The sequence below is a fragment of the Candidatus Poriferisodalis sp. genome (assembly GCF_965221945.1).
Taxonomy (GTDB): Bacteria; Actinomycetota; Acidimicrobiia; order Acidimicrobiales; family Poriferisodalaceae; genus Poriferisodalis.
On sequence record NZ_OZ244925.1, the window covers coordinates 1072424 to 1095507 of the forward strand.

25 protein-coding genes and 1 pseudogene are annotated in these 23084 nt (G+C 66.2%); 17 read left to right on the top strand and 9 right to left on the bottom strand.

The annotated features are described in order from the left end of the window. Positions 1-53 precede the first annotated feature (53 nt). Complete coding sequence (locus ACOQPH_RS05070; RefSeq protein WP_420623638.1) at positions 54-824, bottom strand: glucose 1-dehydrogenase; 771 nt, start codon at positions 822-824, stop codon at positions 54-56. A 122-nt stretch (positions 825-946) separates the two neighbouring features. Here ACOQPH_RS05070 and ACOQPH_RS05075 point away from each other — a divergent pair, with 122 nt between their 5' ends. The 11 genes and pseudogenes from ACOQPH_RS05075 to ACOQPH_RS05125 all read left to right on the top strand — a co-directional run bounded on the left by ACOQPH_RS05075 (position 947) and on the right by ACOQPH_RS05125 (position 11768). Next, positions 947-2155, top strand: a complete 1209-nt coding sequence (locus tag ACOQPH_RS05075; protein ID WP_420623639.1) for an NAD(P)/FAD-dependent oxidoreductase — start codon at positions 947-949, stop codon at positions 2153-2155. 116 nt (positions 2156-2271) lie between these two features. Next, positions 2272-3282: an LLM class flavin-dependent oxidoreductase gene (locus tag ACOQPH_RS05080; RefSeq protein WP_420623640.1), complete on the top strand. Its 1011-nt coding sequence runs from the start codon at positions 2272-2274 to the stop codon at positions 3280-3282. A 145-nt stretch (positions 3283-3427) separates the two neighbouring features. Next, positions 3428-4111, top strand: coding sequence for a VOC family protein (locus ACOQPH_RS05085; RefSeq protein ID WP_420623641.1), 684 nt, complete (start codon positions 3428-3430; stop codon positions 4109-4111). Positions 4112-4225: 114 nt separating this feature from the next. Next, positions 4226-4435 carry a type II toxin-antitoxin system CcdA family antitoxin gene (locus tag ACOQPH_RS05090; protein WP_420623642.1) on the top strand — a complete coding sequence of 70 codons (210 nt, stop codon included), beginning with the start codon at positions 4226-4228 and terminating at the stop codon, positions 4433-4435. Then, complete coding sequence (locus ACOQPH_RS05095; protein ID WP_420623643.1) at positions 4432-4740, top strand: type II toxin-antitoxin system PemK/MazF family toxin; 309 nt, start codon at positions 4432-4434, stop codon at positions 4738-4740. Before ACOQPH_RS05090 ends, ACOQPH_RS05095 begins: the two co-directional genes overlap by 4 nt. A gap of 229 nt (positions 4741-4969) precedes the next feature. After that, positions 4970-5376 (top strand): annotated as a pseudogene (locus ACOQPH_RS05100) (hypothetical protein). A 69-nt stretch (positions 5377-5445) separates the two neighbouring features. After that, on the top strand, positions 5446-6312 hold the full coding sequence (locus ACOQPH_RS05105; RefSeq protein WP_420623644.1) for an FAD binding domain-containing protein: 867 nt from the start codon (positions 5446-5448) through the stop codon (positions 6310-6312). Further along, positions 6309-6803 carry a (2Fe-2S)-binding protein gene (locus ACOQPH_RS05110; RefSeq protein ID WP_420623645.1) on the top strand — a complete coding sequence of 165 codons (495 nt, stop codon included), beginning with the start codon at positions 6309-6311 and terminating at the stop codon, positions 6801-6803. Before ACOQPH_RS05105 ends, ACOQPH_RS05110 begins: the two co-directional genes overlap by 4 nt. Continuing rightward, positions 6800-9166, top strand: a complete 2367-nt coding sequence (locus ACOQPH_RS05115; protein ID WP_420623646.1) for a xanthine dehydrogenase family protein molybdopterin-binding subunit — start codon at positions 6800-6802, stop codon at positions 9164-9166. Before ACOQPH_RS05110 ends, ACOQPH_RS05115 begins: the two co-directional genes overlap by 4 nt. Before the next feature lie 29 nt (positions 9167-9195). Then, positions 9196-10782, top strand: coding sequence for a hydantoinase/oxoprolinase N-terminal domain-containing protein (locus tag ACOQPH_RS05120; protein ID WP_420624311.1), 1587 nt, complete (start codon positions 9196-9198; stop codon positions 10780-10782). Further along, positions 10779-11768 (top strand): LLM class flavin-dependent oxidoreductase, encoded by a 990-nt coding sequence (locus ACOQPH_RS05125; RefSeq protein WP_420623647.1) that lies wholly within the window; start codon positions 10779-10781, stop codon positions 11766-11768. Before ACOQPH_RS05120 ends, ACOQPH_RS05125 begins: the two co-directional genes overlap by 4 nt. A gap of 50 nt (positions 11769-11818) precedes the next feature. On the opposite strand, the gene ACOQPH_RS05130 is transcribed toward ACOQPH_RS05125, so the two are convergent. Then, positions 11819-12889 (bottom strand): DUF917 domain-containing protein, encoded by a 1071-nt coding sequence (locus ACOQPH_RS05130; protein WP_420623648.1) that lies wholly within the window; start codon positions 12887-12889, stop codon positions 11819-11821. Positions 12890-13178: 289 nt separating this feature from the next. On the opposite strand from ACOQPH_RS05130, the gene ACOQPH_RS05135 reads away from it, so the two are divergent. Both ACOQPH_RS05135 and ACOQPH_RS05140 read left to right on the top strand, forming a co-directional pair. Further along, positions 13179-13475, top strand: a complete 297-nt coding sequence (locus ACOQPH_RS05135) for a type II toxin-antitoxin system Phd/YefM family antitoxin (RefSeq protein WP_419553011.1) — start codon at positions 13179-13181, stop codon at positions 13473-13475. Beyond that, positions 13472-13888, top strand: coding sequence for a type II toxin-antitoxin system VapC family toxin (locus ACOQPH_RS05140; RefSeq protein ID WP_420623649.1), 417 nt, complete (start codon positions 13472-13474; stop codon positions 13886-13888). The genes ACOQPH_RS05135 and ACOQPH_RS05140 overlap by 4 nt, the downstream gene beginning before the upstream one ends. A 20-nt stretch (positions 13889-13908) precedes the next feature. Here the strand turns inward: ACOQPH_RS05140 and ACOQPH_RS05145 are convergent, their stop codons facing one another. The 6 genes from ACOQPH_RS05145 to ACOQPH_RS05170 all read right to left on the bottom strand — a co-directional run bounded on the left by ACOQPH_RS05145 (position 13909) and on the right by ACOQPH_RS05170 (position 19342). Then, positions 13909-15348 (bottom strand): aldehyde dehydrogenase family protein, encoded by a 1440-nt coding sequence (locus ACOQPH_RS05145; protein WP_420623650.1) that lies wholly within the window; start codon positions 15346-15348, stop codon positions 13909-13911. Positions 15349-15357: 9 nt separating this feature from the next. Further along, complete coding sequence (locus ACOQPH_RS05150) at positions 15358-16386, bottom strand: phosphotransferase enzyme family protein (protein WP_420623651.1); 1029 nt, start codon at positions 16384-16386, stop codon at positions 15358-15360. Beyond that, entirely contained in the window at positions 16379-17671 is a 1293-nt protein-coding gene (locus ACOQPH_RS05155) for an aspartate aminotransferase family protein (protein WP_420623652.1), read from the bottom strand. The genes ACOQPH_RS05150 and ACOQPH_RS05155 overlap by 8 nt, the downstream gene beginning before the upstream one ends. Positions 17672-17732: 61 nt before the next feature. Then, positions 17733-18608, bottom strand: a complete 876-nt coding sequence (locus ACOQPH_RS05160; RefSeq protein ID WP_420623653.1) for a phytanoyl-CoA dioxygenase family protein — start codon at positions 18606-18608, stop codon at positions 17733-17735. A gap of 73 nt (positions 18609-18681) precedes the next feature. Beyond that, positions 18682-19095 carry a type II toxin-antitoxin system VapC family toxin gene (locus ACOQPH_RS05165; RefSeq protein ID WP_420623654.1) on the bottom strand — a complete coding sequence of 138 codons (414 nt, stop codon included), beginning with the start codon at positions 19093-19095 and terminating at the stop codon, positions 18682-18684. Further along, complete coding sequence (locus ACOQPH_RS05170; RefSeq protein WP_420623655.1) at positions 19088-19342, bottom strand: type II toxin-antitoxin system Phd/YefM family antitoxin; 255 nt, start codon at positions 19340-19342, stop codon at positions 19088-19090. The genes ACOQPH_RS05165 and ACOQPH_RS05170 overlap by 8 nt, the downstream gene beginning before the upstream one ends. Positions 19343-19599: 257 nt before the next feature. On the opposite strand from ACOQPH_RS05170, the gene ACOQPH_RS05175 reads away from it, so the two are divergent. Continuing rightward, the gene (locus ACOQPH_RS05175; RefSeq protein WP_420623656.1) at positions 19600-19827 is read left to right on the top strand and encodes a hypothetical protein; all 228 of its coding nucleotides are present in this window, start codon (positions 19600-19602) and stop codon (positions 19825-19827) included. Positions 19828-19982: 155 nt separating this feature from the next. Here the strand turns inward: ACOQPH_RS05175 and ACOQPH_RS05180 are convergent, their stop codons facing one another. Further along, the gene (locus ACOQPH_RS05180; protein WP_420623657.1) at positions 19983-20378 is read right to left on the bottom strand and encodes a VOC family protein; all 396 of its coding nucleotides are present in this window, start codon (positions 20376-20378) and stop codon (positions 19983-19985) included. A 95-nt stretch (positions 20379-20473) separates the two neighbouring features. Here ACOQPH_RS05180 and ACOQPH_RS05185 point away from each other — a divergent pair, with 95 nt between their 5' ends. The 3 genes from ACOQPH_RS05185 to ACOQPH_RS05195 are packed head-to-tail and all read left to right on the top strand — an operon-like array spanning position 20474 to position 22942. Then, entirely contained in the window at positions 20474-21448 is a 975-nt protein-coding gene (locus ACOQPH_RS05185) for a DUF7065 domain-containing protein (protein ID WP_420623658.1), read from the top strand. After that, on the top strand, positions 21417-21884 hold the full coding sequence (locus ACOQPH_RS05190) for a hypothetical protein (protein WP_420623659.1): 468 nt from the start codon (positions 21417-21419) through the stop codon (positions 21882-21884). Before ACOQPH_RS05185 ends, ACOQPH_RS05190 begins: the two co-directional genes overlap by 32 nt. Then, the gene (locus ACOQPH_RS05195) at positions 21881-22942 is read left to right on the top strand and encodes a phosphotransferase family protein (protein ID WP_420623660.1); all 1062 of its coding nucleotides are present in this window, start codon (positions 21881-21883) and stop codon (positions 22940-22942) included. Before ACOQPH_RS05190 ends, ACOQPH_RS05195 begins: the two co-directional genes overlap by 4 nt. The last annotated feature ends 142 nt before the right edge of the window (positions 22943-23084 follow it).

The window sequence follows — 23084 nt, forward strand, 5'->3', positions numbered from 1 at the left end:
CTGCTAGCTGAACTGTCCGAAAGAGGCGAATGGCGCCTCAACCGTCAGGGGCACTATTCGGGGGTGACGTAGGCGGCGGTCAGGCCACCGTCGACCTGCAGGTTCGCGCCGGTCATGTAGGAAGAGTCGTCGGACGCCAGGAACAGCGCCGCGGACGCCATCTCGTCGGCCTCGCCGAAGCGGCCCATCGGCACATGGACCAGCCGCCGGTGACGTTTCTCGGGTGTGTCGAGGAACGACATGAGCATCTCGGTGCGCAGCGGTCCCGGCGACAGCGCATTGACGCGGATGTTCTCCCGGGCATGCACCACGGCGAGCTCCCGGGTCAACGACAGCACGGCGCCTTTGGATGCCGTGTAGGCGATCTGTGGGGTCGCTGCGCCGACCGACGCAACAAACGAAGCGGTGTTGATGATGGAGCCGCCACCGCGTCGCCGCATCGCCTCGACGGCGTACCTGCAGCCGTACAGCACGCCCTTCACGTTGACGCCGAACGTTCGGTCGATGGTCTCGTCGGCGGTCGCGATGGCGTCGGTGTCGGCATCCAGCATGATCCCGGCGTTGTTGAATGCCACGTCGATCCCGCCGTATTCGGCTTCGGCGCGTCCGAACGCAGCTGCCACGTCCGATTCGACAGCGACATCAGCACGTACCGCGATTGCCTCACCGCCCGCCGCGCGGACCGCGTCCACCGTCTCTTCGTTCGAAGGGGCAATGTCGACGCCAACGATGCGCGCTCCCTCAGCGGCGAAGCGCAGGGCCGTGGCACGCCCGATCCCGCTGCCGGTTCCGGTGATCAGCGCCACCCTGCCTTGCAATCTCATGTGCCAGCCCCCGATCGTCCCCAAATGCCCCGCAGCAGTGTCCGGTGATGTCGCGCGGGTGTCCCGTGCTGCCATCATCTGACAGCGCCGATTCGTCCCCGCTCACCACAGGACCGTAACGAATGCCAACTGCCCACGATGCGCCCTTGCGGGACGCCTACGACGTCGTGATCGTCGGCGGTGCCGTCATTGGCTCGTCCATTGCCTGGGCGCTGTCGGCCAACGACGACTTTGACGGCAGCGTGCTGGTGGTCGAGCGTGACCCGACCTACTCGCAGGCCTCGACATCGCTCACCAACAGCTGCATGCGCCAGCAGTTCTCCAACCCGCTGAACGTGCAGATCTCGCGCTTCGGCGCCGACTTCGTGCGGCACTTCCGGGAACATCTCGGCGGCGACCCCGAAGTCCCCGACCTGTTCGTGCATCACTTCGGCTACATGTACCTCGCGAGTGACGAAGAGTTCGCGGCCACCCTGCGGCGCAACCAGGCCATCCAGTCCGGACTCGGCGCCGGCACCCGGATCATGAGTCCCGCCGAGATTAGGGCCGACTACCCCTTCTACAACGTCGACGACATCGTCTGCGGCAGCCACAACCTGATCGACGAGGGCTACTTCGACTCGGGCACGATGTTCGACTGGTGGAGACGCAAGGCCCGCCAGAACGGCGTCGAGTACTTGACGGGCGAGGTCGCTGACGTGGTCATCGGGCAGGGCCGGGTCAACGCCGCGGTGCTGAGTTCAGGTGAGACCGTCAAGTGCGGGACGCTGGTCAACGCAGCGGGCCCGCGTGCGGTCGAGGTGGCCGCGATGGCCGGCGCAACTCTGCCGGTCGAGCCGCGCAAGCGCTACACGTTCGTCTTCGAGGCTGCTGAGCCGCTCGACGGCTCCCTGCCGCTCACCATCGACCCAACCGGCATTCACATGCGCAGCGACGGCGACGCGTACATGTGCGGTTGCACACCCGATGTCGATCCAGTAGTCGACTACGACGACTTCTCCATGGACCACGACATCTTCGAAGACAAGGTATGGCCGGTGCTGGTCCACCGGGTCCCGGCGTTCGAACGCCTCAAGATCACCAGCCAGTGGGCTGGCCACTACGCCTACAACACGCTCGATCACAACGTCGTGGTCGGACCCCACCACGAGATCGGCAACTTCATCTTCGCCAACGGCTTCTCCGGTCACGGCATGCAGCAATCCCCGGCGATCGGCCGTGCCGTCTCTGAATGGATCGCCTATGGCGAGTACCGGACGCTGGACCTCACGCCGCTCGGGTATCAGCGCATCGTCGAGAACCGTCCGTTCGTCGAGAGCGCCATCATCTGACCTAGCTCCGGGCCACCCCGGCCGACGGTGCGGCGTGCGGCCATGAGCTCTGTGACCTCGCTGAATCTCGCGTCCGCTGCGGTCGACGGGCCGGCGCACAAGTACTCTCGCCGCTCATGCGGTTCGGCATCTTCGACCAGCTGGAGCAACCTGGCGACGTGCCCGCGCACGAGCTCTACCGGCACCGACTTGACCTGCTGGTGAGGGCCGAGGAGGCCGGGGTGTGGGGGTGGCACAAGTCCGAGCACCACCTCATCCCGCTCGACGCCGCGCCCAGCATCAATGTCTTCTTGGCCGCCGCGATTGAGCGCACCAGCCGCATCCGCATCTGCTCGCTGGTGCACCTGTTGCCCTTCTATCACCCGATCCGGCTCGCCGAAGAGCTGTGCATGCTCGACCAGCTCTCTGAAGGCCGCCTTGAGATCGGCTTCGGCAAAGGCATCAGCGTGCCCGAGCACCTGTTGTGGGGCCTCGACCCTGACGATGCCATCGCCAAGACCGACGAGTCGCTGGATCTGATCCTGGCTGCCATGCAGACGACAGGGAACTTCAGCTTCGAAGGGCAGTTCCATTCGTTCGCCGATATGCCGATCACCTTCGAGCCATACCAGAAGCCCTACCCGCCGCTGTGGCGCCCGGGCCAGCTTGAGACAGCCGCCGAAATGCGCGTGCGCACGATGGCTGCTGGGCCGCTCGCTGCCGTGGCCGCGAGCACGGCCCGTTACCACGAGCTCCTGGGCGATGACGGCGTCGGCAGGCACCACCCGCCGATGATCGGGGGGCTCCGCCGACTGGTTGTGGCTCCTACCGATGCCCAAGCCGACGAGATCGGGCGCAGGACGTGGGTCGCGTTCACCGAGCACCTCACCCGGCTGTTCCGCCGCTACGAGATGATCCCGCCGAATGACCCCACGCTCGGCGGCGACTACGACAAGGCCAAGCACTTCGAGGCCGTCGTCGTCGGTTCACCCCAGACCATCCGTGAGCATTGCGAACGATTCGCCGAGGAGGCTGGCACCGACTACTTCGTGGGCGTGTTCGCCTGGGGCGATCTTTGCGCTTACGAAGTGGACCGCTCCTTCGACCTGTTCGCCGAGCACGTGATTGCCCCACTGGCGACTTCCTGAGCTCACTCAGGGCGGTCGGCGAGGTGCGCCGGGCCATATAGTCGGCAGTGCAGGCGCGGGCTGCGCCGCGTGCCGACGTGTTGTGCCTGCCGCGGTGCCCCGCGTCGGCGGTACCGCTGGACTGACAGCAGGAGGGGCGGCTCGAATGACTGCATTGCATCCCAACGGTGTGAACCACCTAGCCCTGTCCACCCGCGACATGAAGGGCCAGCTCGAGTTTTGGTGCGACGTGCTCGGGCTGCCGCTCAAGGCCCTGTACTGGATGCACGGCGTGGACGGCACCTATCACGGCTTCGTGGAACTGGCGCCCGACAGCTATGTGGCGTTCGTCCAGCATCCGGACAACGCCAAGGACATCGAGTTGGGCGTCACCCATCCGGGAGGCCCCGGCGAGCCCGTCACTGCCGGCACCATGCAGCATGTGGCTTTCAACGTCGACACGTTCGAGGACCTCATGGCGCTGCGGGATCGCATCCGTGACCGCGGTGTCCAAGTTCTTGGCCCGATCGACCACGGCTTCATCCAGTCGATCTACTTCGCCGGCCCCGAAGGGCTGGCGCTCGAAGTGGCCTGCGGGTCCGCCATTCCGGTCGAGCAGTGGGTGGACCCTGAGGTTCTGGGGCTGTGCGAGATCTCTAACGCTGAGCTCGAGGCGCTGAAGTACCCCGCCGAATACACCCAACCGGCCGGACCCGTCCCACAGCCCTCTTCGGCTACGGGCATGCCCCGGTTGATGCCCACCGATCACTACGACATGGTGATGAGCCTTCCGGACCAGGTGGTGTGGGACAGGATGAGCGAGACGACGCCACCGGTTGCTGCCGACTGAGCCAGGGGCGAACACGCGGGTCCTCAGCATCGGCCGCACGGGAGCGTGTGGGGCGCTGAGCAGACCAGCCGGGTGCTGCACATACATGCTGGCATAACTTGCTAGCGTAATGTGATGGCGACAACACGCGCGACGTTCACTCTCGGGCAGGATCTCGCCGAACAGGCTCAGCGCTTGCAGGTCAACGTTTCCGCCGCTGCACGCCAAGGAGTTGCTGCCGCGGTGAAACGAGCGCTGGCTGAATCCGACCGCGCTGCCTATCAACGGATGCCCGAAGAACCCGACGCCTTCTGGGATGAGGCCGAGACCTGGGGCAACGAGTGAACCGAGGCGAGCTGTGGTGGGCCGAAGTCGGCAACAAGCGGCGCCCAGTGTTGGTCCTCACCCGTTCCGAGGTCATAGATGTGCGTGAACTGGTCACCGTCGCCGAGATCACTTCGACAATTCGTGGTCTTGCCGTTGAGGTGCCTGTCGGCGAGACAGCGTCCAATCTCACGGACGACTCCGTGGTCAACTGCGACGGTCTGCACACCATTCGACGCTCATCGCTCACCACGCTTGCGGGCGAGCTCAGCGAGGACACGATGCGTTCAGTGTGCAATGCGCTCGCGTTCGCTCTTGGTTGCTGAGCATCCCCGCGCTGGCCAACTCGGCCAACGGCGATCCTGTGAAGTGGACGTCGAGAAAGTGCCAAGAGCGCAGGAGGCGTCATGACAGAAAGCAGCCCCGCATGTCGATGCTCGTCGAGATGATCGATCACGTGGCGGCCGAGGGCTCGACCGAGCCGACGGTGTTCGGCCCGTTCCACGTCGAGGGGCGCCGCACCGCGAGATGGGCGACTCGATCATCGTGGATTCCATGGAGAACGACCACGAGATCACGTTTGTCGGCCACGTGCTCGGGCTCGACGGCAATCCGATCGAAGGCGCAACGCTCGACGTGTGGGAGACGGCGTCGAACGGGTTCTACGACGTACAGGACGGTGATCAGACGGCCATGAACATGCGCGGCATCTTCACCACGGGCAGCGACGGCCGCTACGAGATCAGGGGCATCCGCCCGGTGCCGTCTCAGATCCCCGGCGACGACCCGGCGGGGATCTGCTGTTCGAGAACGGCCGGCACAACTGGCGTCCAGGCCACATGCATTTCGTGGTGGCCAATCCCGGCCACAAGACCGTGATCACTCACCTGTTCGGCGCAGCCAGCGACTACCTCGACAGCGAAGACGCTTGGGAGGACGCTGAGGCATTCGGCGAACCGTGACTCGGGACCGGGGTTACCATCGCCCCGATTGAGGGGCACCCTGTCTGAGGGCGCTGAGGAGGTTCTGCTGTGCGGTTCTGCAGGGTCAGCAGCGTCGCAGAGGCGGTTGACGAGCTGAGCCGGTGGGGCAACGAGGGCTGTGTCCTGGCGGGCGGGACCGACGTGATGCCGCAATACCTGCGCGGCGAACGGGCACCGGCGACCTTGATCGACATCGGTGGCATCGATGGGTTGCGCTGCATGTCCGAGGTCGGCGGTGTGACGAGCATCGGGTCACTGGTCACATTGCGCAGGCTCGCCACCTCTTCGCTCATTGCGCTGGAGCATCCGGCGCTGGCCCAGGCCGCCGCTGCCGTGGGCGCTTGGCAGACCCAGACGGTGGCCACGCTGGGCGGCAATGTGTGCGGCGCCGCACCGACCGCCGACACGCTGCCTGCGCTATTGATCTCCGATGCCCAGCTGGCGTTGGTGTCCAAGTCGAGGCGCCGACGCCTTGGGCTTGAAGAGTTTCTCGATGGAACTGGCGGAACGGTTCTGCGGCCCACCGAGTTGTTGCGTTCCGTCGAGATTGAACCGCTCGGCGAGCGCTGCGCTGAGGGTTACTTGAAGGTGGGTCGTCGCAGTGCCATGGATCGCGCTGTCGTGGGCTTGGCGCTGCGGCTGTCGGCAGCGCCGAACGGCACGGTGAGCGATGCCAGGGTCGCGGTGTGCGGGGGCAGTCAGTCTCCGCATCGGGCGCGGGCGGCGGAGACGGCCATGCTGGGCACACAGATCGACGGTGGCCCGGTCGCTTTCGACGAGGCTGGCGAAGAGCTGGCCCACGCGGCTGCACCGGAGCGAACCGAGATTGCCCAGTACCGGCGACGTGTGCTCCCCGGTCTGCTGAACCGTCTCGCACAGCACTGCGTCGACGAGATCCTCGGAGCGGGGGAATGACGGCCGCCGGTCCGTCTGAGCAGCCCGTCGCCATCCGGCTCACGGTGAACGGCCGAGCGCACCTGCTTGAAGTCGGTGCGGGCGAGACATTGCTCGGCATGCTTCGAGATCGTTTCGGGCTCACCGGTTCGAAGGAAGCCTGTGTCGAGGGCGAGTGCGGCGCCTGCACGGTGCTCGTGGACGGCGGTCCGGCAGCGTCGTGCATATTGGCCGCTGGCTCGACCCACGGACGCACCGTTCACACAGTTGAAGGACTTGCCGGGGCGGGCGAACTGACGTCGCTGCAGCAAGCATTCGTGAACCACGCGGCAGTGCAGTGCGGCTACTGCACGCCCGGCGTGCTGATCGTCCTCACGGCCCTGCTCGCCGAGGTGCCCCAGCCCACCGAGGATGAGGTTCGCCGGGCCCTGGCGGGCAATATCTGCCGCTGCACGGGCTACCAGCAGATCGTGGATGCAGCGCTCGATGCTGCGACGGCGGTGTCATCGTGAGCGCGCTCGGCGTCAGCCCGCCCCGCAGCGACGCCGACGCAAAGCTGCGCGGCGAAGCTGTCTTCGGCGCCGACCTCGTGCGGCCGGGGATGCTGTGGGCTGCGCTCGCCCGATCGCCCGTGGCCGCCGGCCAGATCCGTGCCATCGACGCAGGCCCGGCGTTGGAGATCGACGGTGTGCTGGAAGTGCTGACCGCGGTGGACGTGCCGGATTGGCGCACTGGCGTGATCGTGTCCGATTGTCCCTTCCTGGCTGCCGACTACGTGGCGTACGAAGGCGAGCCGATTGCCATAGTGGTCGCGGACAACCGAACCGCAGCCGAGGCCGGCGCAAGCGCCGTGGTCCCTGACATCAAGCCGATCGAGCCGATTTCCACGCCCGAACAGGCCCTCGCGCCAGGTGCTCGCTTGGTCCACTCCGCGTGGAATCGCTACGCCGTGGCCGGCGGCGTCGACATCGGACGCGACGGCAACGTGGTGGCCGAAGTGATCCACGACCCTGGCGATCTCGATGCGGCGTTCGTGGTGGCAGACCTGGTGGTGGAGGGCACCTATCGCACGCCCCGGCAATACCAGGCGCATCTGGAGCCCAAGATGGCGCTGGCCACGTTCGAATCGGGTCGCTACACCATCGAGGTCTCCCACCAGTATCCGTTCCGGCTGCGAGACCGAGTCGCTCAGATGCTCGGCGTGACGCCCTCAGCGGTCCGGGTAATCGGCCATCACATCGGGGGCGGTTTCGGCGCCAAGCTCGATGTCAGCCTGGAAGCGTTCGCAGCACTGCTGGCCCAGCGCTACCGCCGCCCCATCCGCATGCAGCACAGCGCACTCGAAGAGCGGCTGGTGGCTCCCTGCCGCGCCAATGCGCTGGTGTCGGTTCGCTCCGCGGTGCGGCGAGACGGCACGATCCTGGCCACAGAGGTCGAGATCGTGTCCGACAGCGGCGCGTACGCCAACAACGGCCCGTCGCTGTCGGCCATCCCGATGTTCGTCTTCGGCTCGATTTACCGAGTGGGTACTGCCCGAATCCAGACCCGAAACGTGTACACGAACACGGCGCCCACCGGCGCCTACCGGGGAGTAAACGGACCTTGGCTGGTGTTCGCAAACGAACGCCACATGGAGGCCATTGCGGATGCACTCGGCCTTGACCGCCGGGAGTTCCGGCTCTCGTCGCTGGCGCAGGACGGCCACTTGATGCGCAATGGGCAGCCGCTCGAACAGGTGTCGATACTGCACGAGGCCTTCGAACGAGTCGACGAACTGGCGCCCTGGCGCGACATCGTGTCGCGCAATGCAGAACAGCGCGACATCGTGTCGCGCAATGCAGAACAGCGCGACATCGTGTCGCGCAATGCAGAACAGCGCGGTGGGGGTGACGGCTTGCTGCGCGGTGTCGGCATGGCGGCAGCGATCTGGCTGACCAATCCGATGCCAGGCCACGCCACGGTGAAACTGAATGAGGACGGCACCGCCACGGTCATCACCTCGGCGACCGAGAACGGCTCGGGGGCAGTCGCGACTGCGCTGCGGCAAATTGCGGCCGAGTCATTGGGACTAGCAGCCGATCAGGTGCTGGTCACGATGCCCGACACCGACGCCACGGGCTACGACTCCGGATCGCAGGGCAGTCGCACCACCCACGTGGTCGGCCGCGCTATCGCCGACGCCTCTGCGGAAGTCCGGCGCCAGGTGCTCGACCGGGCGTCGCAGATGCTCGAGGCGGCTCCCGAGGACCTGGTGATCACAGATGGTGTCGTGACGGTTGCCGGTGTTCCTGCCGCGAGCCTCACACTCGGCCAGGTCGCCCAAGCAGCCACATGGACGCAGGGACCGATAGCGGCAGGCGCTTCGTATGTCACGCCGACGCCACCGCACGATCCCATGTGCGCCACCGGCATGTTGATCAAGGGGTGGCCGACGCCCACCTATCACCTGCACCAAGCTGAGATCAGCGTTGACCCAGTCACCGGGCGAGTCACGGTGGAGCGCTACGTGGTGTGCCAGGAGGTCGGGCGAGCGATTCACCCTGACGCCATTGCGGGTCAGATCCAAGGCGGCGTCGCACAGGGCTTGGGCTTTGCACTGAGCGAGCGCGTCGATCTCGATCACGGCCGTTACGTCCAGCGTACGTTCAAGGAACATGGCCTGCCGCTGGCCGCAGATGTCCCGAAGGTGGAGATGATCGTGATGGAACACGCAGACCCTGCAGGTCCCTACGGCGCGAAGGGCGCAGCCGAGCCGCCCGTGGTTCCGGTGGCGGCTGCTGTTGCCAATGCCGTCGCGGACGCCATCGGCGCACCGATCGACACGTTGCCCATCACCCCGGAGGCCGTGCTCGATGCCTTGGAGCGAGCACGGTGAGCGCGCAACAGGCCTCGCCGTCAGGGACGCTGCGGATCGGCGTCGACGTCGGCGGCACCAACACTGATGCCGTCGCCATGTCGGGCAATGACGTGGTGGGCTGGGCCAAGGCAACGACGACTCCCGAGGTCACCGACGGCATCGTGACGGCTGTCCGGACGCTGCTCGGTTCCCATGGCCTGTCTCCGGACGCCATCGGCGCCGTGATGATCGGCACGACGCACTTCACGAACGCACTGGTGGAGGGACGCCGGCTCGTGCCAACGGCGGTGGTGCGCCTTGGGCTGCCCGCCACCAAGGGATTGCCGCCCTTCATCGACTGGCCACATCGGCTGCGTGCCGTGCTGGGCGACCACGTCTATCTCTGCCATGGCGGCCACGAATTTGACGGCCGTTTGATCAGCCCGATCGACCACGAAGAGCTGCGCACCGCGGCGCGAGACATCGCCTCGAAGGGCGTGGGATCGGTGGCCGTGGCGTCGGTGTTCTCGCCGGTTGACGCCAGTTTCGAAGCCGAAGCGCAAGAGGTCCTGCTCGACGAAGTGCCGGGGCTCGACATCAGCCTGTCGAGCGAGATCGGACGGCTCGGACTGCTCGAACGCGAGAACGCGGCGATTGTGAATGCGTGCCTGCGCCCGCTGGCCGAACGCACCGTGGCGGGGCTGACCGCGGCGCTGGTCCAGCTCGGCCTCGATTGCCCGCTGCACGTCAGCCAGAACGACGGCACGCTGATGAGCGCCGACTTTGCCCGGCGATACCCCGTGGCCACGTTTGCCTCGGGTCCCACGAACTCAATGCGCGGTGCAGCCTTCCTGAGCGGCATCCGCGACGGTGTCGTCGTGGACGTAGGCGGCACCACCTCCGACATCGGCGTGCTGGTACACGGCTTCCCGCGTGAAGCTTCGACGGCAGTCTCGGTGGCAGGAGTACGCACGAACTTCCGGATGCCCGATGTGCTGTCGATGGGACTGGGCGGGGGGAGCCTCGTGCGGCCAGGCAACGGCCGAGACGACAGTGTGACAGTGGGTCCCGACAGCGTCGGCTATGAGCTCACTGAGCGGGCGTTGGTGTTCGGCGGCGACGAGTTGACTGCCACTGACATCGCAACTGCTGCCGGCATGGCTGATATCGGCGATCCTTCCTCGGTGGGGGCCCTCGATGCTGAGGTCGTGAGCGGTGCGGTCGAACGCATGCAGGACATGCTGGCCACTGCGGTCGAGCAGATGAAGACCTCGGCCGACCCGGTGCCCGTTGTGGTGGTCGGTGGTGGGGGAGTGTTGGTGCGCGACGGTTTGGCCGGTGCATCGGACACGATCCGGCCGGACCACTTCTCGGTCGCCAGCGCGATCGGCGCAGCCATCGCCCAAGTCGGCGCAGAGACCGACCGGGTCTATTCGATGGCGGCCATGACCCGCGACGAGGCGATGGCCGAAGCCCGGTCGGTCACCGCACAGCGTGCGGTCGACACAGGTGCCGACGCGGCCACGGTCGAGATCACCGACGTGGACGAGATCCCGCTCACGTACCTGCCGTCGCACGCGATTCGGATCCGGGTGAAGGCTGTGGGGGACTTGGCGGTGGTCCCCTGCTCATCGGACGGAGGAGCGGGCACGTGAGCAACCAGGGATCGATCGGGCTCATCCTGGGCAGCGCGATAGCACCCGAGGCCATCGCAGCTGCAGCAGCGCAGGCCGAGTCGAGCGGCTTCGACGAGATCTGGCTCGCTGAGGACTACTTCTTCACCGGCGGCATCTCAGGTGCTTCGGTAGTGCTCGGTGCCACGAATGAGATCAAGGTGGGCCTCGGTGTCGTGTCGGCGGTGGCGCGCCACCCATCAGTGCTGGCAATGGAGCTGGCAACGCTGAGCCGCTCATCCCCGCAGCGGCTGGTGGCAGGCGTGGGACTGGGTGTTCCGGTGTGGGTTCGCCAGATGGGCCTGCATCCCCGGTCGCCGTTGACAGCAGTGCGGGAATGCGTGACGGCGGTCAAGACCCTGCTTGCTGGCGAGACGCTCGATCATCGGGGCGAAGTCTTCGAGTTCAACAACATCAAGCTCACCTATCCCGAAACGGGCCCGCCGATGCCCGTGCGACTCGGCGTATCCGGCCCGAACATGCTTCGCTTGAGCGGCGAGATCGCCGATGGCACTGTGCTGTCGGTCTGCTCGAGCCTGCGGTACGTGGAATGGGCAACCGAACGCATCGACGAGGGTCGCGAGTTCGCAGGCCGTACCGACTCCCACCCGATCACGGTGTTCGCGCTGTATGCCGTGGACGAAGACGGCCAAGCAGCACGAGATTCCGCCCGGGCCTCGCTCGCCTTCTACCGCCAGCACGGACCCAATGCCCTCACCGACGTGTACGGGATCTCCGACGAGCTTCAGATCCTGATCGAGAAGGGCGGCTACAGAGCAGTGCGAGATGGCATGCCCGATCAGTGGGTTGCCGACTTGACCGTGGCCGGCACACCGGCCGAGTGCGCCGCCAAGATCCAGGCGCTGTGGGCGGGAGGTGCCGACTCGGTGGCGCTGTTCCCGCTTGCCACCGACCGCCTGGCGGAGATCATCAACCTCACCGCCAACGAGGTACTCACCCTCGTCTGAACTGTTTTCGGGCGAGCGCCGGCGAAGCCTTGGCGCTCGCAAGAGACGGCTCAAACAGCGGGCTGGTACTCGGCGTCGATGCCGAAGGCGTGCGGCCCGACGACGGCCAGCGCCTCGGGTGTGCGCAGCAAGTCGGGCGCGGGCAGCACCAGCACGTCCGCACGCACGCCGAAGCGGAGGAGCTCCGTCGTGATCGGCTCACCGGTATCGGTGGTGACCAGTGTGATGAGGTCGGGCACCATCACCTTGGGCTCGTCGTGTTCGTAGATGGCGAGATTCTCGTTCTGGAAGTCGATGCGGATGGTGCGGCCGGCGTCGCCGCCGGTTCCCGCCACGGTCATCTGACCGCGCGCGAAGCCGGCTGCGTTGCGCCGATGCACGTCGGTGACCTTGCCGCGCAGGTACCGCATGCCACCAGCGACGCCCAGGATGGCCTCTGCCGGATCGTCCTTGACTTCACGGGCGTGATGCACTGCGTGCCCGATTTCGCTGGCCAGCCGCAGTGTGTTGGGGATGATCGAGCGACGGCAGTAGGCGCCGTCCATGACGGCTGATGCCAGCCCCGTGTGCGCACCCATCTCGACCGTCGCTGCCCGGGCAATGCGCTCGAGCCATTTGGCGTCGGGCACTTCGGCAATGACGACCTGGCTGCCACGCTCATCGGCAATGGCGGCGGGGTAGGGGCTCCCGCCGTAGATCAGGTAGGTGATCATCTGCAGTTCGGGGAAGGCCCGTCCCATGCCGTCGCCGTTCACGATCGGAATGTCCATGGCGGCAGCCACCACCATCGGCACCATCGAGTTGCTGCCGCCCATCTCGAACGGGGCGATCGCGTCGAACTTCCGCCCCAAGTGGCGTTCGAGTGCCCGGGCCGCCACGGTCTCCTCGTCGCCGCCAGCGAGCTTTTCGTGGCTGACCATCGGCGAACCCATGCCCCCGACGGCCACCAGCAAGTCGTCGTCAGCGATCTCGTCGGGCTCGATGACCCGCACCCGCCCGCCGGTTCGCAGCACCTGGAGGACCCGCAATCGCCCGAGGTAGGGATTCCCGCCGCCACCGGTGCCCAGCACCGCTGCCCCCAACGCAATCGGTGCGAGATCAGCCTCAGTGATCTCCCACACAGCGTCCCTCCTGCCAACCGCGACGCAGCGACAACCGACGCTACCCCGCGCCGCCATTCCGATCCGGTCTCGCCTTGGGTTCTGAGGCAGCCCGCCGACGTCCCGCAGTCATCGTCAGGAACGATGCCCTACGGCTCCACCTCGACCTCTAGGACGCCTGACCGGTGTCGATCAGTTGTTCTTGTGGCGTCGCAGGGGGTTCAATCTGATCTGTGTAGCTATGGCTACTGGCTATGGCTACTGGCTATGGCTATAATGGACACGGCGATTGATGTGGGGAGGTAGTCGGATGTCCCTAGGCGGGGCCGGTGAACGGACTATTCCTGCTGGTGAATTCAAGAACCGCTGCCTCGCCTTGATGGACGAGGTCAACGAGACCGGGATCGAGATCGTCATCACCAAGCGCGGCCGGGCGGTTTCGCGACTCGTGCCCGCGAGCCGGTCGGTTCCTCAGATGTGGGGGCGCTACAAGGAGCACATCCGGGCTCTTGACGACCTTGTCGCACCCGCGGTTCCGGCTGGCGACTGGGAGGTCGTCAGCAATCCGGATCGGGTCCTGGACCCCGATCGATCATCGCAGCAGTGATCCTCCTCGATACCCATGTGCTGGTGTGGCTCGTCGCGGCTGTGTCGCGCCTCGGCGAATTGGCCCGGAACCGGATTCAGGAGGCGTGGGAGCACGGCGAGGTCGCCGTGTCGGCGTTCACGTTCTGGGAACTGGCGCAGCTGCGTTCTGCTGGCCGACTTGAACTCGGCCAGCCGCTGCGGGCGTTGCGGCAGCGGTTGGTGGCTGACGGTCTGGTATCTGTGCCCGTTGACGATGAAATCGCTCTTCGATCCGTCGAACTGGGTGACGAGGGCTTTCACGGTGACCCGGCCGACCGCATCATCGTGGCCACCGCAATCGTCGGCGGATTCCGCCTCGCCACCGCCGACCGTGAGATCGCGGCCTGGGGTGACCGATCAAGCCTCGTAACGCTGCTCGATCCTCGAGTCTGATCCCACCGGAGGAACGAGGATCAGCCGCGATGGCCGGTGTCGATGATGGCGGTGCGGAGGTCGGTCATGTCCAGGATCGTGTACTTGCCGCCGATGCGGCCCCAGCCGGTTCCGGTGCGTGAGGCGCCGCCGAAGGGCGGGTGCTGTTCCCAGAATGCCGTGCCTTCGTTGACCAGGACGGTGCCGGTACGCAGCTCGTCGACGGCCCGGTATGCACGGGCCAGCGACGCCGTGAACACCGACGCCTGCAAGCCGAGGTCGGAGTCGTTGGCGAGGGCGAACGCCTCGTCATCGGATTCGAACTCGGTAATGGGCACGACCGGGCCGAACGTCTCGTCACGAAAGACATCCATGGTCGGTATGACGTCGTCGATCACCGTGATTTCGTAGAACAAGCCGGTCGGACGATCGGCCTCGCGGGCGCCGCCCAGCAGCACTTGGGCACCCTGGGCTTGGGCATCGGCGACGTGGGCATCCATGTGAGCTGCGACCGTCTCGTTGTTGAGCGGGCCCATCAACGTGGTGTCTTCGAGCGGATCGCCAAGCGTGATGACTTCGGCGCGTTCCATGACCAGCGCGACCAGTTCGTCGTGGATCGAGTTGTGCACCAGCAGGCGCTCGGTCGCGACACAGCACTGTCCAGACACGAAATGGGCGCCAAACACCGCGGCGTCGGCAGCAGCGGCGAGGTCGGCGTCGTCGAACACGATCTGCGGCCCGTTGCCTGACGCCTCGATGATCGTGCGCTTCATGCCCGCGGCAGCCACGATTGCCTCAGCGGTCGCCTGCGAGCCCACGAATCCGACGCCGTCCACGCCCGGGTGCGAGACCAAGGCTTCTCCCACCTCGCCGCGGCCCATCACCACCGACACAGCCCCGGGCGGGAACCCCGCTTCAGCGACGGCCTCGGCGAGCGCCAGCGCGGAGAGCGGAGCGTTCTGGGATGGTTTGATCACCGCTGGATTCCCTGCGGCGAGCGCGGCTGCGAGCAGTTCTGCGGGGATGTTCATCGGGAAGTTCCACGGCGTGACCAAGGCGTAGACGCCGTTCGGTTTGCGGTGGGTGAACACCCGCTTGCGAGGATCGACACTCGGCAGCACGTGTGTCTCGAGCCGTTTGATCTCCTCGGCGGCCAACCGGAAAATCTCGGCCGATTCGGCCAACTCATCGGCAGCCTCTGCTGCGAGTGGTTTGCCGCTCTCGCGAGCCAATTGCTCAGCGTGCGGTCCCGCTGCGGCCTCGATGCACCCCGCCGCAGCATGCAGCATTTCGGCCCGGTCAAAGAAGCTCAGGCGCTCCAGCTCATTCGCAGCTTCGTTCGCACCGGCGACTGCATCGTCGATGTCTGCGAGCGACGCTGTGTCAACTTCGGCAAGCACGGCACCAGTGGCGGGCTCGACAACGGTAAGCGCAGCGATGCTGCGGCCGATGCGCCGTTCGCCCCCGATGAGCTGATGCATCTGCGCACCCTAGGCCGAGGCCGTTGAACCGCTGAGCAACCGCTTGCAACCAGAGACGACGCCCCTGCGGAATATCTCGAGTTGGTCGTCGGGCCATAGGACCTCGGGCCGCTGGGCCCTCCAGCCGAGGATTGCCATGCCGCGGATGAGCTCGAACATCGGCACGAGCGCCAGGTCGTCATCGCTGATGGGGCGGACTGCTCGGTAGCTGCGCAGGAACGCCTGCCGGGCAGCCCGAAAATCCGCCGTACCTCTCGAATGGAACATGGCCACAGCGATGTCGTACTGGTGCCATCCGAAGCCGGCGTCGTCGAAATCGATCACGCTGAGCTGCCCGTTGTGGGTGAGCAGGTTTGCCAGGTGCAGATCGGCATGTATCATGCTGAAGGTCCGGCGCGGCTCGCCATAGCGACGAAGCCGTTCCCGGCAATGATCGCGGGCCGTGATCAGCAGGTCCCGCTCGCGCCCATCGAGCACCGGGTTCTCCCAGAATGGGCCCCAGAAGGGTGCATCGCCGAGCAAGCCGTCCAAGTCCAAGCGGTGGCGCCGGAACGATGACGGCGGTGTCCAGTTGGCCGCCTGGTTGTGCATCGCTGCCATCAGGCCACCGAGCTGCCCGAACGGCCCGGTGATCTCGGCCGGTTCTGTTGCGTCGGTGCTCTTTTTGTGCGCAGTGAGCAGCTCGCCGACGATCTCTCCCGGCGCCCAGAGGTTGAGTCCGACCTGTCGTGTCTCGTCATCGGCGATTTCCACTGGCACGAAGTAGCGGCCGTCGGGTGCCGCAACCGGCGTCGGCACGGAAATGCCGCTGCTGCGCAGCGCCTCCAGCCAGACGCGTTCGGAATTGAGTTCGTCGACGGTGTGGTAACCGGGCCGGTGCAATCGCAGAACGTAGGCCTGAGGTGAGCGGTCGTCGTCAGCGCGAAACGTGACGTTCTCGCTGATGCCGATCAGTTGCACGTGTGCCGAACCGAGGCCAAACGCTCGGAGCGCCTCGCGGGCCGGCGATTCGTACGGGGCCGCAGCCCCGTCAACCATCGAGGTCCGCCAGCACAGCGTCGAATGCTGCCAAGAACTCGTCTGCGTGGGACTGCTGCAGCACGAGCGGCGGCCGGAGCTTCAGCACATTGGCGAACGCGCCGGCGTTCGACGCCAGAATGCCCCGGTCTTTCAGCCGGTCGGTGACCTCCACCGCGCGAGCACGGTCGGGCGCCAGGTCATCACCGGGCGTCACCATCTCCACGCCGATGAACAGGCCGTGCCCGCGGACGTCGCCGATCCAGGAGCACCCTTCGGCCCGTTCGGCAAGCGCAGCCTTCAGCTTCCCGCCGATCTCGCTGACGCTCGCGGCCAGATCCCGCTCTTCGATCTCATCGATCACCGCATGACCAACAGCGGCCTGCAGGGGACTGGCGGCGAAGGTGTTGAAGTGTCGGGTGCTGGCACGGAAACCCTCGACGAGCTCGCGGCTTGCGACCGTCGCCGACAGGGGCAGGCCGTTGCCCATCGGTTTGCCCATCACTGCGATGTCCGGCTCGAATCCCGTGACCTCGTAGCCCCACCAGCGGCCCGTGCGGCAATAGCCGGCCTGCACCTCGTCCGCGATGACCAGCCCGCCGGCGTCGCGGACCATCTGTGCAGCCTTCGCCATGAAATCGCCGGGGATGTCTGGCAGGCCCTCGTTGGCCAGGATCGAGCACAGAATGATCGCCGCGACCCCCTGTCCCGATGCCTCCAAGTGGTCGATGGCAGCAGCGAACTCTTCCAGATAGGCGTCGGCGAGCTCGTCGTCGTCAAGCCCGTCGGTGATGGGGCGGAAGCGCTGGGGGAACGGAATCGTCGCAATATCGGGGTGCTCGTCGGGCCGCCTCGCCGCCAGCGTCAGCGCGATGACCGCCTCGGTATTGCCGTGGTAGGTGGCATCAGTAGCGATCACACCCCGCCGACCCGTTGCCTGCCGCGCCATGCGCAGCGCCACCTCGACGGCCTCGGTGCCGCTGCAGCTGATGACGGCGCTCTCGATTCCGTCGGCATGCAGGCCTACGAGTCGTTCGGCGAAGCTCACGATGCCCTCGTGCAGATACCGGCTGTGCACATTCAGCGTGGCCTGCTGGGCGGCCATCGCCTCGGCAACACGTGGGTTGCCATGCCCCACGCAGGGCACGTTGTTGTACATGTCGATGTAGCGGCGGCCGTCTGCGTCGAACAGCTCGACCCCGTCGCCTCGCACGATGTGCAGCGGCTCGGAATAGAAGAGCGGCGCGCCGGCGCCCAGCGCTTGATCCCGCCGAGCTTGCAGCGGCAGGCTCGATGTCGAATTCATGCGCACGCACCCCAGGCATCGCAGCCCGCGGGCGCGGGCGGTGCAGCGCGCAGCGGCGAACTCACTCCTGGGGCGTCAGGAGCGCAGAGTTGGAGTGCTTGGAACTCGGCTTGCGCCCCAGCACGATCTCCGGTGTGAGCAGGTCGACTGGCCCCGGCATGCCATGCGGGTCCGAGTAGTAGCCGAGGGCGTAGTTGCCCATCGAGTACCCCATCAGATCTGCCAGCTCCGGATCAAGGTCCTTGGCGACCTCGGGCGGGCAGGACAGGAACTGGTTCTCCTCGGTGCGCAGCCAGCCGAGCGTGTAGGTGATGTTGACGCCGGTGCGGTCGGCATCGCTGCGGTTCTCGCCCCCGCCGTGGATCACCGAGCCCGAATACAGCAAGACCGACCCGGCGCCCATTGCGGCTTGGGTCTTCTCGTCGTCGGTGGCCCGGCGTTCTTCGTCCCAACCAGGGCTTCCCGGAACGATCCGAGTGCCGCCGTTCTCGTCGGTGAAATCGGTGAGCGCCCACATGGTGTTGAACTGCGGCTCGATCTGATCGGGGATGTAGCCGCCCCATGCCAGACGGTCTCGGTGCAGCGGCTGGGTGCCCTGGCCCGGCTTGATGTTGATGACCTGGGTCAGGTGCAGCTGGATCTTGTTCGTGTAGGGGCCGAGGAACCGGTTGGCCATGCTGATGACCGTGTCGTGCATCACCAATTCACGGCACGCCGCCGAGCGCGCCACCAGCGCTCCGGTACGGGTGGTGTTGTGACCTGAGAAGTTGTCGAGCCCGCCGGGTGTCTTGTCGATCCATGGCCATAACTCGGCCTCGAGCCGCTCCACCATGTGCAGATCGATGGCGTCCTCGATGATGGCGCCGCCGTCGATCCGCACCACTTCGGCAATCTCGTCCTCGTTGCTGTCCAGCGTGAATCGTGCAAGCTCGGCCATGCCGAAACAGTACGCGTCGGCGGGACGAGTCGCCGGACTCGTCTCACGGGCCGCCGCACCGCCGATACACGGTTCAGACGGCGACGATCTCGATGAGATGATCCAAGCCCACGAAGTCGTCGGGATTGCGCGTGTACAAGGGCAGTCCATGAGCCATCGCGGTGGCGGCAATAAGCAGATCGACCGCACGGCTACCGCGGGGCTTGCGGCCCGCGGCCGCGACCGTCGCCGCAACCCGACCGTATGCCCGAGCAGCGTCAACATCGAATGCGATGGGGTGAAAAGTGGCTTCGACGTGCTGGAGAAATTGTTGTCGCGCGGCTCGCTCGGTTGTATTCGGCGCGACGGGTGGGCCGACTGCCAGTTCCGCGAGTGTGATGGCGCTGATGGCATGCACCGCTGGCAGGGCCGTCGTGTCGAGACTCCGCAAGTCGACCACGACCGAGGTGTCGAGCAATCCGATCGCGGACTGCGGCGATTCAAGCACGAGGCCAGGGGTCTTGGTCGATGATTGCGTCGAGGTCGGCTCGTAACTCTGCGTAGTCGATCTGCGGCGCGCCCTTGAATGCGTCGAGCACCTCGTGGGCGGGCACAAAGAGGCGGCGACCTACAGGAAGCAGGCGCGCTACCGGCTCGCCGTTGCTGGTGACGATGAACGACTCGCCCATCCCGACAGAGCGCATGATCTTCCCGCTGTCATTGCGGAGTTCGCGCTGACTGATCTCACGTTCCACCAGGCCAGTGTAGCACGGCTTGCTACAGTGTGGGCCCAGTGGCAGGACCGCCGTCGGCACGGCTCCCTCCGTGGGCTGGTGATGCCTCACCGGCATAGGTCACGGCGGAGGTGAATGGCCCGAGAAGTCTGGCGAATCGGCCGCCACGTGGACGACGCTGCTCGGCGACTGTGGGTGCCCCGGTGCTCGGTGACGCAGGCGCGATGGGCCGTAGACCCGCTCGAACTGCTCCTTTGCGAGATTGCCACCAGGCCGTGATGCAGGAACCGGCTGCTGGCCTCGCTCCACACGACATGCGCGTCCACCTCCGCCTGCATTCGCGCGAGATCTGCATCTACTTCGCGCTTGAAGTCCGTCAAATGTTGGCGGAGCGCCCGCAGCTCCGCCTTGTTACGCGTGACCTGGCGGCGGTAGCGGCGGAGCAGTTCGAACTGGCCTCCGATGCTGAGCATCGTGACGAGCACGGACCAGACGACGAGTGCTGATTTTGGTACCCCAACGGCGAGCAACGCGTCCATCGCCCCCGTCATTGGTCATCGCCTGGGGTGCCGTGCGTGTGTCGGTGTCTGCTTGTCGATGCCATGGCCGCATGACAGCAGTCGCGAGAAGTTAAAGCAACAGAATTTACTGAGACTTACTGTTAGACGCCGTCCAGCGGTTCAGTGGGGCCGTACGTGCGCAGTTCGACCTCGTTGCCGTCGGGATCGTGGACATAGACGGCCGAGCCCCAGCCACGTGCTCCGTAGACCCGCGGCGAACGTCGGACGACCTCGACGTCTGGATGTGCAGCAATCTCTTCGGCATCGCCAGTGATCCACAGGGCGAAGTGCCCGAGATTCTCGCCGCTGCGAACAGTCTCCACGAGGTCGATGATGGTGCCCTCGTCGATGCGCACTGAGGGGAACGGCGCCTCGCCCGCCTGCCATTCGTCGTACCGAACCGGTGTGAGTCCCAGCCGGTCCCGGTACCAGGCCAGCGAGCGCTCGGCGTCGGTGACGTTGAGCACGATGTGATCGAGTCCCTGAACCGCTGCCACAACGCCAGTATCGGCGATCGAGCATTGCGCCCGCTGCAGCGCCACTCACCCGTGCACCCGGTGCCGACCCAGCGGGTCGTTCTACGCTGCGCCAGGTGAGTCAGCCCTCCGACAGCGTCCCCGTCTTCACACCCGACGACGACGGGTTCCACGCGCATATGAGGGGCGACGACTGGTGGTTCACCGAGACAGCGTGGTTCTCGTTCCATCAACGCGAACGAGCCCTCGGGGGATGGCTCTACACGCTGGCGCGTCACAACATCGGCACGATCTCCGGAGGGGCATGGGTGTGGGACGCCACAGCGCACCTGCCCTGGGAAGTGCCCTACAGCTCCAATCTCACCGCTCTGCGGCTGCCGCCAGAACTCGACCTGCGCGATGCGACGCTGCCGAACGGTGTGAGCGTCCGTGTCGAGACTCCCACGATGGCGTACCGGCTCGGCTACGACGACCCGGGCCGATTCACGGCCGATTTGCGCTATGAGGCCGTACTGCCGCCGCGGCCGCTCACGGCGGGGGGCTCGACGTTCGGCCATTCGGCGCACTTCGACCAGATCGGCAGGGTGACTGGGACCATCGATCTCCACGGCGAAGCCATCGACATCGACTGCTGGTCGATGCGCGACCGAACGTGGGGGCGGCGGCCAGAAGATCGTCCACGCCAGGCGGCCTACGTGACCGGTGCTGGTGATGACGGCTCGGGCTTCCTGGCTGTCACCAACACTCGCGACGGCACCGATCGGATTTCCTACGGCTTTGTCCAGCGCGGAGACTCACAAATCAGCCTCGTCGATGGCGAGCGGACCGTGCAGCGCGACCCCGACGGATGGGTGACCGATTTGCACATCGATGCCGTCGACGCCTCGGGAGCGCAATTCGTGGCTTTGGGACGCTCGGTCAGCCGAATCGTGATCAACCGCCACAGCTTCATCGACATCAACAGCCTGGTGCAGTGGGAGGTCGACGGCATCGGCACCTGGTGGGGCGAGGATCAGGACATGTGGCCCGTGCATCGGTTCGCTGCAGCCAAGCGCAGCGGTGACTGGTCGATTCTCGGGTCCCGACGATGAGACCCGCGTCGTGAGCCCCGAGGACCACGAGCTGCTGTCACGGCTGGCCGACACGGTGCGCAGCGACATCGCACCAGCGATCAGCGACGAGTACGCCCGGACGCAGGCGTTCATGGCGGCAGTGATTCTCCAGCGACTTGCGAAGCAGGCCCGGCTCGGGAGCGAGCATGGCGCCGCTGAGTCCGGCGACGTCGCCGCATTGTCGGACGAACTCGACACGCTGCTTGCCGGAGCGGATGCCACGACCGATGTCCCTTCCGAGATTCGGGACGCCGTCGCTCGTATGCGCACCCAAGCGTCGATTGCGGCAGCGTCGGACGTCATCGACGCCGTGTACCAGTGGGGGCCCGATCGGCCCGAAGCGGCTTCGGCTCTGGCGGCCATCCGGCAGATGCTCCGCCGGGATATTGACCGACGCATGGACATCGCGCAGTGACCGCGGCGGGGGACCGCGACCTCGGGTCCGGGGAACAAGACCTGTTGGGCGTACTCGGCGAGTACCTGCAGGAGCGCCTCGGAGCGAGCGGCCCAGTCGACATCGTGAACCCGGAGCGCATCGCTGTGGGCTGGTCTCACGAGACGTGGCTCTTCGAGGCGGTGTGGGCTGACAGTGTCGGAGAGCAGCGACAGGGCTTCTGCCTGCGTCGGGATCCCGGCAATGCACTGCTGCGAGAGCAATCTGACCTCGCCGAGCAATTCCGAGTCTTGCGGTGCCTCGAGTCCACCGACGTCCCTGCACCTCGGGCGTACTGGTACGAGGCCGATCCTGCGGTGCTCGGAGCCCCCGCCATCGTCATGGAGAGAGTTGGCGGCGAGTGCCCAAGCCCGTGGCGCCGAGCGGGCCGTGAGTACTACGCCGCGGCGGCCGGGCGCGGCGTGCTGCCGGCGAGCTTCACCGATGCCCTGGCGGCGGTGCACAACGTCGACTGGCAGGCGGCAGGTCTCGAATTCCTCGGGGTCCCGGAGGAGGGCAACGATTTCGCTTTGCGCGAGATCGCCAAGTGGCAGGCGCTCATCGACGACTCCGGACATCCGGGCCATCCGATCCTCGCCGACTTGATCGGCTGGCTGAAGCACAACGCGCCGACGACCGAGCAGCTCACGCTCGTGCATGGCGCATATCGAACCGGCAATGTCCTGATCCACGACGACCAGGTGTCGGCGATTCTCGACTGGGAGCTGCAGGTCATCGGCGACCCCATGTACGACGTGGCCTACATGCTGACCGAGCTCAATCGGGAGGGCACCGACCTGCTCTCGAATGTCGTGCCCCGGGAACTGTTCTTCGAGCGCTACCAGCAGGCCACCGGCATCGAGATCGACCCCGAGCGCTGCGCCTACTACCAGCTCCTCTACGCCATGCGCTCAGCGGCGTTCTGGATGAGCGCTGCGGGTCTGTACGCCGACGGCTCGAACAACGATCTGCGCCTGGCGCGCACCCACTGGTCAGTCACCGTGGCGCTCGAACGCGCGGCGACCGAACTGGGCTACTAGGCGGCCCCCGGACTGGCTGCTTCGGCCGGTGCTGTCGGGTGCTGGAACGGGCCTGGCCGTCGCTCCCTTGTCAAGCGGCGAATGCGTGAGGACGTCTTCGGGCGGTCCGGTGCCTCGGAGTGCGAGTGCTAGCAGACGGGTT